Genomic DNA, 13,668 nt, shown 5'->3' with positions numbered 1-13,668 from the left:
TATATTTCCAGCCTATGATAAGTCGTGAGAAATAATATGTCAGAAAAATCAGAAGTAAAACTAAGACCTCTTGAGCGAGAAGATTTGCGCTTTGTTCATCAACTCGATAATAACGCCAGCGTGATGCGCTATTGGTTTGAAGAGCCATACGAAGCCTTTGTTGAGCTGAGCGATCTTTATGATAAGCACATTCATGATCAGAGCGAACGCCGGTTTGTTATCTCTTTCAATGGCAACAATGCGGGCCTGGTAGAGCTTGTTGAAATAAATCATATTCACCGACGCGCCGAGTTTCAGATTATCATCTCCCCGGAGTTTCAGGGTAAAGGGCTGGCAACGCGTGCGGCTAAACTGGCAATGGATTACGGGTTTACCGTACTGAACCTGTATAAGTTATACCTTATAGTGGATAAAGAGAACGCCAAAGCCGTTCATATTTATCGTAAGCTTGGCTTCATTCAGGAAGGTGAGTTAATACATGAGTTTTTTGTGAACGGTGAGTACCGTAACACGATAAGAATGTGTATTTTCCAGAACCAGTATTTAGAACATAACAAAACGACAGGCGGTTTATTGAAGCCGACAGCGCAGTAAAGATAAGCGTCGCGTCATCAGGCACGCTGGTGAAAATTGCCGGATGGCGGCTTTCGCCTTATCCGGCCTACGAGGTGATGGTGAACGGTAAAATCAGCTAACACAACGTGCCTTTACCTCGTCATACAACAGCCGCACCGCCGCAGAGAGCTGCTTACGATGCGGGCAAATCATATTCAGCGGTACCGTGTCACCTTGATACTGAGGTAACAGCACCTGCAAGCGCCCTTCCCGCACGTCATCACGAACATCCAGCGCGGATTTAAAGGCAATCCCCTCTCCGGCAATCGCCAGCCGACGGATCACTTCAGCGTCATCGCTGGTAATGCTGCCGGAAACCTGGACAGTGTGCTCCACGCCGTCCCGGCTCAATGACCAGCGGTCAAACACTCTGCCGCGAAGGACATAAGTTAACGCATTACATTTTTCGAGGTCAGCCAGCGTTTTCGGTTCGCCATGACGGGCTATCCATCCCGGAGAGGCCACCAGCACGCGGCGGTTTTCTGGGGCCACGGGAAGTGAGATAAACGACGCATCATCATTGTCACCGTAGCGAAAAGCGACATCCACCGGGTCTTTAAACACATCGGTGCGATGATCGGAGAACACTATCCGCAGCCTCAACGCCGGGTGACGCTCACGGAATTCGCGAAACACGTTAAGCAGCAGGTTACGACCCAAATCTGACGGCACGGCAATTTGCAGTGTGCCACCCACTTCATCGTCCGACGTATGAATTTTTTGTAATCCGCTTTGCAGCGTGTCCAGCATTTGCTCGGCAAACGGCAGCCAGGTCTCCCCTTCTACCGTTAACCGCAGACTGCGAGTCGAGCGAGCAAACAGGCGAATGTTCAGCGCGGTCTCCAGGCGTTTAATCGCCGAGCTGACCTGCGCCGGGGGAATGCCAGCTTCGCGCGCGGCATCGCTAAAACTACTGAACGCAGCGGCGCGAACGAACAGCGATAAATCTTCCAGCCTGAACATGGTAGTACCTCAAAGACGGGGGCAGATTAATCCTCAAAACAGAGGTCTTCACCGTTTGCTTACACTTTTTAAGAAAGCAGCGCTTGCCTTTGTGGCAGCGCATCAGGAATCATACGTGGCGGTAATTTTATATCCAGGATAATAACGGGGATAGTATGCGTAAAACAAAAATGATGCTTCTGGGCGTACTGTTAGCAACGGCGAGTGCTGCCTGGGCGGCACCCGCAACGGGGATCGCGCAATATGAATTGAAAGAGTTCACTGCCGATTTCACGCAATTCAAGATTGGCGATAACGCACCGGCCATTTATCTGACGCCCGAGTACAATATCAAGCAATGGCAACAGCGTAACCTGCCAGCGCCTGATGCGGGTACACACTGGACGTACATGGGCGGTAACTATGTGCAGATCGGTGATGCGGACGGCAAAATTAGCAAAGTTTACGATGGTGAAATTTTCTATCACCGCTAAAAAGAAGCCAGCGGCGTCACGCGCCGCTGGCAGATTATTTAATTAAAAGTAGAATGCATTGTTTTTCTGAATATATTCAGATACGGCAATGTCGGATGCCAGCCTGTCATATAATAAAAGGATGCTTAATAATAAATCACCGCCGCTGCGTAATACATCATCTGGCGCATCCCGATTGTCCTTATTCGCTAAATCATGCAGCTGATCGATCACTTCCCGATATTCACCGTAAACCCCTACCGATATCTCTTTTTCGATAATGTGTTCCCGGCAGTAGCGTAGCGCATCCGCCGAACGCTCGCATAACGTTCGGTTATGCATAAGAATTATCAATAATTCACGTAGATTTATTATCAGCGCTGCATTATTCATCATGACCTCCACCACCGCATGAACTCTCATATTTGAATCGCCTGACGAGTATTTACGTTCAGGTATCAAATAAAAGTTCGCATGCTGTCATCAGGAAAGCAATGTTGCTTAATTGTTTTATTGATAAGCGTCAATATAGCCATGCAATAACATTACGTGAAATTAATTAACCACGAGGCGCATTGATAAATGAAATGATTGGGAATCAGAAATAATAAAAATGAATATAATAATAATCAATAGTACGGCAATAAACCGCCGTACTATTGATAGCCGGTTACACCGCGCGGAACGCGATGTCGCCTGGGATCACCTCACCCTGCCAGTAAAGCTGCGCGGCAACGCGCCCGGCTAGCTGGCGATAAATCTCGGTGAATTCACTGTCCGGACGTGCAATCACGGTTGGCGTACCGTTATCCAGGTCTTCACGCAGATTGATGTGCAGCGGCATCTGCCCCAGCAGCTGGGTATGATATTGCTCAGCCAGCTTTTCTGCACCGCCGGTGCCGAAAATAGGTTCATGATGACCGCACTGGCTACAAATGTGCATGCTCATGTTTTCCACAATGCCCAGAACCGGCACTTCCACCTTTTCGAACATCACGATGCCTTTTTTGGCGTCAATCAGTGCAATGTCCTGCGGCGTGGTGACCACGACCGCCCCGGTAACCGGGATGTTCTGCGCCAGCGTCAGCTGAATGTCACCGGTGCCCGGCGGCATGTCGAGCACGAGGTAGTCCAGATCTGGCCACAGCGTTTCTTGCAGCATCTGCATCAGCGCCTTGCTGGCCATTGGGCCGCGCCATACCATGGCATTGTCGTCGGTGACGAGATAACCGATGGAGTTAGTTGCCAGGCCATGGGCCATAATTGGCGCCATATGCGTGCCGTCCGGAGACGTCGGACGCTGGTTTTCTGAACCCAGCATGTTCGGTACGGAAGGGCCATAAATATCGGCATCGAGGATGCCCACTTTTGCCCCTTCGGCAGCCAGCGCCAGCGCCAGGTTAACGGCGGTAGACGATTTGCCCACTCCACCTTTACCGGAACTGACGGCGATAATATTTTTCACGCCGTTGATGCCAGGCTGGTTTTTCACGCGTTTCAGGGTGGCGATAGCGTGCGACAGTTTCCAGTCGACAGCTTTCGCGCCGGTGACACGCAGCAGTTCAGCGCTGGTTTGCTCTTTTAATTCTTCAAAGGCGCTATGCCAGACAAACGGCATTTGCAGTTCGATGTGCACGGTGTCGTCAAGCCAGGCGACGTGGTGCAGCGCTTTCAGCGCCGTTAAGTTGTGCTTTAAGGTTGGGTGCTGGAAGTTTGCCAGCGTGCCGGCCACCATCGCACGTAGACGTTCAGGTGATTTGGCCTGGGATTCTGAGTTCATCCCGACTCCTTTGTTGTTTTGACATGCTCAGTACGTCTAAGTCTACCACAGGTAACGGGCATCCATATATGGCGCACCTTCTACCCTTTTGGTAATATCAAAACCCCTTTTTACAACAGAAGAAGTAATACCCACTATGACTCAAGTCGCGAAGAAAATTCTGGTAACGTGCGCACTGCCGTACGCCAACGGTTCCATCCACCTCGGCCATATGCTGGAGCACATCCAGGCTGATGTCTGGGTCCGTTACCAGCGAATGCGCGGCAACGAGGTTAACTTCATCTGTGCGGACGACGCCCACGGTACGCCTATCATGCTGAAAGCACAGCAGTTAGGTATCACGCCAGAGCAGATGATTGCCGAAATGAGTCAGGAGCATCAGACTGATTTTGCGCGCTTTAACATCAGCTATGACAACTATCACTCAACGCACAGCGATGAGAACCGCGAGCTGTCTGAGCTGATTTATGGTCGCCTGAAAGAGAACGGTTTTATTAAAAACCGCACCATCTCTCAGCTTTACGATCCGGAAAAAGGCATGTTCCTGCCAGACCGTTTCGTCAAAGGTACCTGCCCGAAATGTAAATCACCGGATCAATACGGCGATAACTGCGAAGTCTGCGGCGCAACTTACAGCCCGACCGAGCTTATCGAGCCAAAATCCGTGGTTTCCGGTGCGACCCCGGTGATGCGTGAGTCTGAGCACTTCTTCTTTGACCTGCCGTCCTTTAGCGAAATGCTGCAAGCGTGGACCCGCAGCGGCGCGTTGCAAGAGCAGGTGGCGAACAAAATGCAGGAGTGGTTTGAATCCGGCCTGCAGCAGTGGGATATCTCCCGCGATGCACCGTACTTCGGCTTTGAAATCCCTGACGCGCCGGGCAAATATTTCTACGTCTGGCTGGATGCGCCAATTGGCTACATGGGTTCCTTCAAGAATCTGTGCGACAAGCGCGGCGACACCACAAGCTTTGACGAATACTGGAAAAAAGACTCTACCACCGAGCTGTATCACTTTATCGGCAAAGATATCGTCTATTTCCACAGCCTGTTCTGGCCTGCCATGCTGGAAGGCAGTAACTTCCGCAAGCCGACCAACCTGTTCGTACACGGTTACGTGACGGTGAACGGCGCGAAGATGTCTAAATCTCGCGGTACTTTCATTAAAGCCAGCACCTGGCTTAAGCACTTCGATTCTGACAGCCTGCGCTACTACTACACCGCCAAGCTCTCTTCACGCATCGATGATATTGACCTGAACCTGGAAGATTTCATTCAGCGCGTGAATGCAGATATCGTGAACAAAGTTGTCAACCTGGCGTCCCGTAACGCTGGCTTTATCGCCAAGCGCTTCGACGGCGTGTTGTCTGCAGAGCTTGCCGATCCTGAGCTGTACAAAACCTTCACCGATGCGGCGGAATCCATTGGTGAAGCGTGGGCAAGCCGTGAATTCGGCAAAGCCGTTCGTGAAATTATGGCACTGGCTGACGTGGCAAACCGCTATGTTGACGAGCAGGCTCCGTGGGTTGTTGCTAAACAGGAAGGCCGTGACGCTGACCTGCAGGCTATCTGCACCATGGGTCTGAATATGTTCCGCGTGCTGATGACCTGGCTTAAGCCGGTGCTGCCTGAACTGGCAGAACGTACCGAAGCGTTCCTCAACACCGACATGAGCTGGGATGCTATCAATCAGCCGCTGGTCGGTCATAAGATCAACACCTTCAAAGCGTTGTACAACCGCATTGAGATGAAACAGGTTGAAGCCCTGGTGGAAGCCTCTAAAGAAGAGGTGAAAGCCGCAGCCGCTCCGGTGACTGGCCCGCTGGCTGACGATCCGATTCAGGAAACCATCACTTTCGACGATTTCGCCAAAATCGACCTGCGCGTGGCGCTGATTGAAAACGCCGAGTTCGTGGAAGGCTCCGACAAGCTGCTGCGTTTAACGCTGGATATTGGCGGTGAAAAACGCAACGTCTTCTCCGGCATTCGTTCTGCTTATCCGGATCCGCAGCCGCTGATTGGTCGCCTGACGGTAATGGTTGCCAACCTCGCACCGCGTAAAATGCGCTTTGGCATTTCCGAAGGTATGGTGATGGCAGCAGGCCCTGGCGGTCAGGATATCTTCCTGTTAAGCCCAGATGACGGTGCTAAGCCGGGTCAGCAGGTAAAATAACCCCACCCCACTCAAGTAGCCCGGACGAGGTGCGTAAGCGCCGACTCCGGGAATCCCCCGGCGTCACGCAGTGAAGCCGGGCTACTGGTTCATAGCCGTTATCTTGATAAATTCTGAAAACCTCCGCTCATCAAATATTCACCCTTTCCCTCATTCCCCACATCATCAATACTTCTCGCTCCCTTTTAGGGGAACATTATTGAGATGAAAAGGAATTCACATGCCCGTTGCAAAAAAACTATTGCTCGCCATTACCGCTGCCCTGCTGGTAACAATTATGTCCGGCTGTGATTCAAAAGAAGACACAGCCCAAAATTTCATCCAGCAAACTGCCGCTAGCAGCCAGCCTGAGATGCACAAAACTTTCCGCCGCCAGGTGGGGGATTTAGATATCAAAATTACCTATCACTATAAAAACGATGTTGTCCTAAGCCAAACCACCGAGGACACGATCCCCTACCGCGTTTTGCCAGCGAAGAACATAATGGAAGCAAAGGGAATAATGGGTAAAATTTCTGATGCTTATTCAAAAATGAGCGGAGTCAGCCAAACGGTGGAATATAAGCACGAACGGGCATATGAAAATCTAAATATCGATTTTACCCAGGCAAATATCAGTAAGCTTTGCGCACTAAAAGAAATTTCGATCGGGATGATTATTGCCGACTGCTCGGTGAAATATTTGACGATGAGCGGGGTAGAGAAATTTTTACAGGAACAGGAATTTGATGAGGTTAAATAACCTCGACGAAGGGAAATAACGGCAGCCGAATGCGCGAAGCGTCATCCGGCCTGTCGTCAACACAGATTACTTCGCTTTGACCGCATGCTCACGCACCGCCAGCCCACGCAGGAAATAGCGCAGGAACTGGTCGCCGCATTCGCGGAAGTTTTTGTGTTCCGGCGCACGCATCATGGCGGTAATTTCCGCCATCCCAATACGGAACTGCTGCTGGGTCAGAATCGCCAGAATGTCGTCGGTTTTGAGCGAAAACGCGATACGTAACTTTTTCAGCATGATGTTGTTGTTGATGCGACGCTCAACCACCAGCGCAGGTGCTGACTCATCGCGACCGCGCTTGTCATAGATAAGACCGTTCAGGAAGCGCGACAATAGAATATCCGGGCAGCGAACGAAGCCCTCTTCATCCTCTTTACGCAGCCACGGAGCCAGTTGTTCCGCCGTGACTTCGACCTCACCCAGCGCGAAAATACGCACCAGATCGTTGTTGTTGATTTTCAGGATGTAGCGGACGCTGCGTAAAATATCGTTACTGACCATAGTGCCTTCGGTGATGGTGATGAAAAATGCGGTGGCGAATTCTTGACTCAAAGCCATTCAGATTGTGGCGAATACCCCGACAATCTTAAGCGCGACGAGTATACACGAATTACAGCCCCAACGCTTCTTTCAGGGTCTTTAAATAGCGACGACTGACCGGCACCGTTTGCCCGTTACGCAGCAGTAGCTCAGCCTGCCCGTTATCCTCAAGGCGAATTTCTTTCAGATGCGCCATATTCACCAAATGCTGGCGATGACAGCGAATCAGCGGCGTCCGGCTCTCCAGCGTGCGCAGCGTTAATTCGGTAAACCCTTCTTTACCCTCACCGCTGGTCACGTACACCCCGCTCATGCGGCTGCTGACAAACGCCACATCGTCCATCTGCAACAGATAAATACGGCTGTGTCCGGTACAGGGAATAAACTTCAGCGCTTGCTGGTTTTCACCCAGCACCGACACATCCTGCACCGTGCGTTCCTGACGCAAACGCATTAACGTTTTCTCTAAGCGCTTTTCTTCAATCGGCTTGAGCAAGTAGTCAAACGCATGTTCCTCGAAGGCTTTCACCGCATATTCATCAAAGGCGGTGAGAAATACCACGTAGGGACGATGTTCCGGGTCGAGCATCCCCACCATTTCCAGCCCGCTAATACGCGGCATCTGGATGTCGAGAAATAATACATCCGGCCGGTGCGAATGCACCGCGCCAATCGCTTCTATCGCGTTTGAGCACTCGCCGACAATCTCCAGATCGGCCTGCGTTTCCAGCAGCACCCGCAGGTTTTCCCGCGCCAGCGGTTCATCATCAACAATCAGCACCTTAATCATGCGTTCTCCTCCAGAGGTAACCGCAGCGTGACACGCGTAAAGCGGTCAGCTTCACAAGCGACGGCAATCCCGCATTCGTCGCCAAAGCGCATTCTCAGGCGCTTATCTACCAGGCTCATGCCCAGGCCGCTCGCCTCGGCATTGGGCTGATACAGCCCAGCATTATCTTCAATATCCAACACCAGATGCTGCCCCTGACGGCGCGCGCGAAGAGTGATTTCCCCCACCTCCAGAAGCTGCGACGTGCCATGTTTGATGGCGTTTTCAACGATAGGTTGCAGGGTGAACGCGGGCAAACGTTGGCGCGATAGCGCGTCAGGTATATCCAGGTGCACCAACAGACGCGATTGAAAACGCGCTTTCTCAATTTGCAGATAGGCATTCACATGCTCTATTTCATCCGCCAGCGTGACAATCTCCGACGGGCGTTTGAGGTTTTTACGAAAGAAGGTCGACAGATACTGCACCAACTGGCTGGCCTGCTCGCTATCACGGCGGATCACTGCTTTTAGCGTATTGAGCGCGTTAAACAGAAAGTGCGGATTGACCTGCGCATGCAGCAGTTTAATCTCGGATTGGGTGAGCAGCGCCTTCTGGCGTTCGTACTGCCCGGCGAGGATTTGCGCCGACAGCAGTTGTGCAATCCCCTCGCCTAGCGTGCGGTTAATCGAGCTAAACAGCCTGTTTTTAGCTTCATATAATTTGATAGTGCCAATCACCCGCTGATTTTCACCGCGTAACGGGATCACCAGCGTCGAGCCCAGTTTGCAGTTCGGGTGAATCGAGCAGCGATACGGCACTTCATTGCCGTCGGCGTACACCACTTCACCCGTCTCGATGGTTTTTTGCGTATAGCGTGAGGAGATGGGCTTGCCCGGCAGGTGGTGATCTTCACCGATACCGGTAAAAGCCAGCAGCTTCTCGCGGTCGGTTATCGCCACCGCGCCAATATCCAGCTCCTGAATCAGCACTTGCGCCACCTTCATGCTGTTCTCTTCGTTAAAGCCTTTGCGCAATATCCCTTCCGTTGAGGCCGCAAGCTTCAGCGCTGTCGCCGAAAAAGCCGAGGTGTACTTTTCAAACATTGCCCGCTTATCCAGCAGGATACGCATAAACAGCGCTGCCCCCACGGTGTTGGTCACCATCATCGGCGCCGCAATGCTTTGCACCAGATGCAGCGCATCTTCAAACGGACGGGCAATCAGCAGAATAATCAGCATCTGTACCAGTTCGGCAACCAGAGTTATCGCCCCTGCCGTCAACGGACTAAAGACTTTATCCGGGCGACCCCGACGAATCAGAATGCTGTGCACCAGCCCGCCAAGCAGCCCTTCCACCATGGTGGAAATCATACAGCTGAGCGCGGTCATGCCGCCCATTGAGTAACGATGCAATCCGCCGGTGAAACCGACTAAGCCGCCGACGACCGGGCCGCCCAGCAGCCCCCCCATGACCGCACCAATGGCGCGAGTGTTGGCAATGGAATCTTCAATGTGCAAACCGAAATAGGTGCCGAGAATACAGAAAATGGAGAAGGTAACGTAGCACAGCAGCTTGTGCGGCAGGCGCACGGTGACCTGCATCAGCGGGATAAACAGCCGCGTTTTGCTCATTAACCAGGCAATAACCAGGAAGACGCACATCTGCTGAAGCAGCAGCAACACCAGATTAAACTCGTACATACCCAATCACCACAGGAGAAATAAAACTGCGTAACAAAACTGCGTAACATACACATAGTTGGCATAACTTTCTTTGAAACCTGGCAAAAAAAGTGCAAAAAATGCTACCGATCACATTTTATCCCTTCCACCACGAAAAGAAATGGATAAAAAATAATCACACAGCAAACCCGGTCTAAAGTTAAATGGGGAAACGCATGCCGGAGGAAAGATGGCGCTTTACACGATTGGCGAAGTGGCACAGTTGTGCGATATCAATCCCGTTACGCTGCGTGCCTGGCAGCGGCGGTATGCGTTAATCAAACCGCAGCGTACCGACGGCGGTCACCGGCTGTTTAACGATGCGGATATCGATCGCATCCGCGAAATTCAGCGCTGGATCGAAACCGGCGTGCAGGTCAGTAAAGTCAAAAGTTTGCTCAGTGAACAGGTGGATGGTTGGCGGGAACAGCAGGAGCTGGCACTGCGTGATTTACGTAACGGTAATCTTAATCATCTTCGTCAATGGGTGAAGGAATTGCGTCACGCCCACAGCGCGCGCGAGCTCGTTGATAACCTTTTCACCCCGCTGCGCCTGCGCTTACAAAGCCTGCAACTGCCGCTGCACACGCTGCTGGGCCTGCTTGACGGGGTGTTGATAAACGATATTGCATTAAGCCTTTCCGCCGCCCGGCGAAAATCCGGGCCACACGCCTTAGTGGTGGGCTGGAACATTACTGACTTAACGCGTTTATGGCTGGAAGGTTGGGTCGCCTGCGAGCAAGGCTGGCGTGTTGATGTGCTGGCACATTCGCTCGCCCACGTGCAGCCGGAGCATTTCCCCGGCCAAACGCTGCTGGTGTGGTGCGGTTCCGCTCCCAACGCGATGCAGCAGCATCAGTTGACCCGCTGGCAAGAGGACGGCATTGCCTTCGCCCTTCCTGCCAATTAATCGTTCGTTAACAGAACGGCTTCGCGGTATAATCTTTTGGTTAACAAAAGGAGTACACCATGAAGTCAACTAAACTTGCAGCGATTGTGCTGTTCGCCTTTATGGCCATCAGCGGCATCGGCGGCGTGATGCTCGCAGGATATTCATTTATTGTGCGTGGCGGTGTCGGCTGAGCCGCTGGCTTAACCGCTCAAAGGCGCGGTCGACGATAATCGCCGCCAGCGCCACCAGTATTGCCCCCTGCACCACATAGGCCGTGTTAAACCCGCTTAGGCCGATGATGATTGGCGTGCCCAGCGTATTCGCGCCAACCGTGGAAGCAATCGTCGCCGTGCCGATATTCACAATCACCGACGTGCGAATGCCTGCCACAATAACCGGTGCCGCGAGCGGCAACTCCACTTTCCACAGCCTTTGCCAGCCTGTCATCCCCATCCCTTCCGCCACGCTTAAGGCGGCTGCGGGCACCGCCGCCAGACCGGCGAGCGAGCCTTGCAACACGGGAAGAATACCGTAAAGAATCAGCGCGATAATCGCCGGTTTTTCACCAAAACCCATTACCGGCACCGCCATCGCCAGTACGGCCACCGGCGGGAAGGTCTGGCCCATCGCCGCTAGTGTTTCCACCAGCGGACGAAACTCACGTCCCGCCGGACGGGTGACGATAACCCCAGCGCTGACGCCAACCACAATGGCCACCAGGCTTGAGATCCCTACTAGTTCAGCATGTGCCAGCGTGAGCGCCGCAAACCCCGCCTGCTGATAAAGCGGGCGCGATTGCTCAGGAAACAGCGCGTGAAACAGCGGCTCGCTGTAGGGCAGACCGGCAAGCAGTGCGGCAAACAGCACCAGCAGCCACGTCAGCGGGTCACGGAACACGCGCATCGTCTGACTCCTCACGCAGCAAATCGGCAAAATGTAATGCGCCGCACGGCGTTCCCACATCATCGACCACCGGCAGTACCGTCCGCCGCTGTGACATAAAGCCCGACAGCGCGTCACGCAGCGAGAGATTTGCGGCCAGCGGCTCACCTTCTGCTCGTTCGCCGGAGCGGGCATAGTCAGCCACCTGACGTAATGACAGCAAGCGGACACCCAACTCACTGCGGCCAAAGAAAGTGCGGACAAACTCGCTGCCCGGCGCGCTGAGCATTTCCAACGGCGTCCCCCGCTGCACCACCTCGCCACCGTCCATCAAAATCAGGTTATCGGCCAGTTGCAGCGCTTCATCGATATCGTGGGTGACCAGGACGATAGTGCGCCCCAGCAATTGATGAATACGCCGCATCTCCTGCTGCAACGCACTGCGCGTCACCGGGTCGAGCGCGCCAAAGGGTTCATCCATCAACAGCACTTCCGGATCACCCGCCAGCGCCCGCGCCACGCCTACGCGCTGCTGCTGGCCACCGGACAATTGATGCGGATAACGCGCCCGCAGCAACGGTTCCAGCCCCAACAACGCCATTAATTCATCAATGCGTGCATTGACTTTCGCCTTCGGCCATTTCAGCAACTGCGGCACGGTGGCAATGTTCTGCGCCACCGTCCAGTGGGGAAACAGGCCTATCGACTGAATGGCGTAACCCATCCGCCGACGCAGCGCCAGCAGCGGCTGCTCACGAATATCCTGCCCGGCAAAACGAATGATGCCGTTATCGGGTTCCACCAGGCGATTGATCATCTTCAGGGTGGTTGATTTCCCCGAGCCGGAAGTGCCAATCAGCACCGAAAAGGCCCCCTCTTCCAGCCGTAAGGAGAGGTCTTTCACGGCGGAGTGTGCGCCATAGGATTTATTGACCTGCCTGAATTCAATCACCGGCATCTCCTTTTAATAATGTGGCGGCCAGGCTGAACAGCGCGTCCATCACCACCGCCAGCGCGATCACCGGGATCACGCCAAGTAAGACCAGATCTAAGGCGCTACTGAGCAGCCCCTGGAAGACCAATGCGCCAAAACCGCCGGCGCCAATCAATGCCGCGACAACCGCCATTCCGACGGTTTGCACCACCACCACCCGCAAGCTACGTATCAGCACCGGCAGCGCCAGCGGTAGCTGAACGCGGAACAACGTTTGGCTGCGGCTCATGCCCATCGCCTTAGCGCTCTCCAGCACCTGAGGCGATACTTGCTGCATCCCGGCGACCACACCGCGCACCAGCGGCAACAGCGAGTAAAGCACCAGTGCTATCAGCGCCGGTGTCAGGCCAGTGCCTGCGACGCCCAACGTTGCCAGCCAGGGGAAACGTTGCACAAGGCCTGCGAGCGGCGCGATAAGCAGACCAAACAGCGCCACCGAGGGGATAGTCTGAATAATATTGAGCAGCGTAAACACGCTGGATTGCCGACGTGGGTGCCGCCAGCACCAGAGCCCTAGCGGCACGCCCATCAATAATCCCGGTAGCAACGTGCCCCACAATAGCGTCAGATGCTGATGCAACGCGTCGTCAAACGTCTCCTGCCGGTTAGCGTACTCTTTCATCAGCGACAATCCGTCCAGCGCGCCGCTCCATACCAGCCAGCACGGCAGTAACCATAGCTGGGCGTTAAGCAGCCAGCGCCCTAGAACATGCGTGATCAGACGCCGTATGGCTTCACTGGCGATAAGCAGCGTCAGCAGCAGCGATAACCATAGTCCGCTGCCGGGCGAGGTTCGCGCCAGCGGACTACTGGTTTCCGCCAGCCGGTTAGCCGCCTCACCGCTCATCCACAGCAGCAGCGTGAAACCACCCTGCGCCAGCAGCAGAATTAGCAGGTTAGCAAGACGTCCGGGCAGATAACTGAGCAACAAAAACAGGAGGGGGACCAGCAACAGCGCCAGCGGAGGGAATGACCAGATTTGCCATAGCCACAGGCCATCGCCCGAGACCAGACGGTTTGGGGCAAAATTAACAAAGGGCAATGCGGCGGCAGCCAGCAGCATCAGCGCCAGCAACGCCACCACTCGGTGATAACAACGAGGCATA

Annotated in this window: 15 protein-coding genes; 6 read left to right on the top strand and 9 right to left on the bottom strand. The window is 53.7% G+C overall.

Annotation, left to right across the window (positions count from 1 at the left end; translation table 11 throughout):
- Positions 1-36: 36 nt before the first annotated feature.
- The gene (speG, locus tag U0026_RS08255; RefSeq protein ID WP_062779471.1) at positions 37-594 is read left to right on the top strand and encodes a spermidine N1-acetyltransferase; all 558 of its coding nucleotides are present in this window, start codon (positions 37-39) and stop codon (positions 592-594) included.
- A 93-nt stretch (positions 595-687) separates the two neighbouring features.
- Here speG and U0026_RS08250 read toward each other — a convergent pair whose 3' ends face one another.
- Positions 688-1,578: a LysR family transcriptional regulator gene (locus U0026_RS08250; protein WP_062779472.1), complete on the bottom strand. Its 891-nt coding sequence runs from the start codon at positions 1,576-1,578 to the stop codon at positions 688-690.
- 155 nt (positions 1,579-1,733) lie between these two features.
- Between U0026_RS08250 and U0026_RS08245 the strand changes: the two genes are divergently transcribed.
- Complete coding sequence (locus U0026_RS08245) at positions 1,734-2,051, top strand: RcnB family protein (protein ID WP_062779474.1); 318 nt, start codon at positions 1,734-1,736, stop codon at positions 2,049-2,051.
- Between the two features lie 42 nt (positions 2,052-2,093).
- Here U0026_RS08245 and U0026_RS08240 read toward each other — a convergent pair whose 3' ends face one another.
- Entirely contained in the window at positions 2,094-2,426 is a 333-nt protein-coding gene (locus U0026_RS08240) for a hypothetical protein (RefSeq protein ID WP_241973964.1), read from the bottom strand.
- A 274-nt stretch (positions 2,427-2,700) separates the two neighbouring features.
- Positions 2,701-3,810 (bottom strand): iron-sulfur cluster carrier protein ApbC, encoded by a 1,110-nt coding sequence (apbC, locus tag U0026_RS08235; RefSeq protein WP_062779478.1) that lies wholly within the window; start codon positions 3,808-3,810, stop codon positions 2,701-2,703.
- 136 nt (positions 3,811-3,946) lie between these two features.
- On the opposite strand from apbC, the gene metG reads away from it, so the two are divergent.
- Entirely contained in the window at positions 3,947-5,980 is a 2,034-nt protein-coding gene (gene metG / locus U0026_RS08230) for a methionine--tRNA ligase (protein ID WP_062779479.1), read from the top strand.
- Between the two features lie 220 nt (positions 5,981-6,200).
- Complete coding sequence (locus tag U0026_RS08225; RefSeq protein WP_062779481.1) at positions 6,201-6,722, top strand: YehR family lipoprotein; 522 nt, start codon at positions 6,201-6,203, stop codon at positions 6,720-6,722.
- Positions 6,723-6,788: 66 nt separating this feature from the next.
- On the opposite strand, the gene U0026_RS08220 is transcribed toward U0026_RS08225, so the two are convergent.
- From U0026_RS08220 to U0026_RS08210, 3 genes are all read right to left on the bottom strand, one after another.
- Entirely contained in the window at positions 6,789-7,262 is a 474-nt protein-coding gene (locus U0026_RS08220; RefSeq protein WP_062779497.1) for a YehS family protein, read from the bottom strand.
- Positions 7,263-7,371: 109 nt separating this feature from the next.
- Entirely contained in the window at positions 7,372-8,091 is a 720-nt protein-coding gene (btsR, locus tag U0026_RS08215) for a two-component system response regulator BtsR (RefSeq protein ID WP_062779483.1), read from the bottom strand.
- On the bottom strand, positions 8,088-9,773 hold the full coding sequence (locus U0026_RS08210; protein WP_062779485.1) for a sensor histidine kinase: 1,686 nt from the start codon (positions 9,771-9,773) through the stop codon (positions 8,088-8,090). The genes btsR and U0026_RS08210 overlap by 4 nt, the downstream gene beginning before the upstream one ends.
- Before the next feature lie 211 nt (positions 9,774-9,984).
- On the opposite strand from U0026_RS08210, the gene U0026_RS08205 reads away from it, so the two are divergent.
- Both U0026_RS08205 and U0026_RS08200 read left to right on the top strand, forming a co-directional pair.
- On the top strand, positions 9,985-10,704 hold the full coding sequence (locus tag U0026_RS08205; RefSeq protein ID WP_062779487.1) for a MerR family transcriptional regulator: 720 nt from the start codon (positions 9,985-9,987) through the stop codon (positions 10,702-10,704).
- Between the two features lie 59 nt (positions 10,705-10,763).
- Entirely contained in the window at positions 10,764-10,877 is a 114-nt protein-coding gene (locus U0026_RS08200) for a protein YohO (RefSeq protein ID WP_073971239.1), read from the top strand.
- Here U0026_RS08200 and U0026_RS08195 read toward each other — a convergent pair.
- The 3 genes from U0026_RS08195 to U0026_RS08185 are packed head-to-tail and all read right to left on the bottom strand — an operon-like array spanning position 10,852 to position 13,667.
- Positions 10,852-11,589, bottom strand: a complete 738-nt coding sequence (locus tag U0026_RS08195) for an ABC transporter permease (protein ID WP_062779489.1) — start codon at positions 11,587-11,589, stop codon at positions 10,852-10,854. The genes U0026_RS08200 and U0026_RS08195 overlap by 26 nt on opposite strands.
- The gene (locus U0026_RS08190; RefSeq protein WP_062779498.1) at positions 11,573-12,520 is read right to left on the bottom strand and encodes an ABC transporter ATP-binding protein; all 948 of its coding nucleotides are present in this window, start codon (positions 12,518-12,520) and stop codon (positions 11,573-11,575) included. The genes U0026_RS08195 and U0026_RS08190 overlap by 17 nt, the downstream gene beginning before the upstream one ends.
- On the bottom strand, positions 12,513-13,667 hold the full coding sequence (locus U0026_RS08185) for an ABC transporter permease (RefSeq protein ID WP_062779491.1): 1,155 nt from the start codon (positions 13,665-13,667) through the stop codon (positions 12,513-12,515). Before U0026_RS08185 ends, U0026_RS08190 begins: the two co-directional genes overlap by 8 nt.
- Position 13,668 lies beyond the last annotated feature (1 nt).

Origin of the sequence: Kluyvera intermedia (assembly GCF_034424175.1) — a bacterium.
GTDB lineage: Bacteria > Pseudomonadota > Gammaproteobacteria > Enterobacterales > Enterobacteriaceae > Kluyvera > Kluyvera intermedia.
This window is presented reverse-complemented; position numbering and strand designations above follow the sequence as displayed.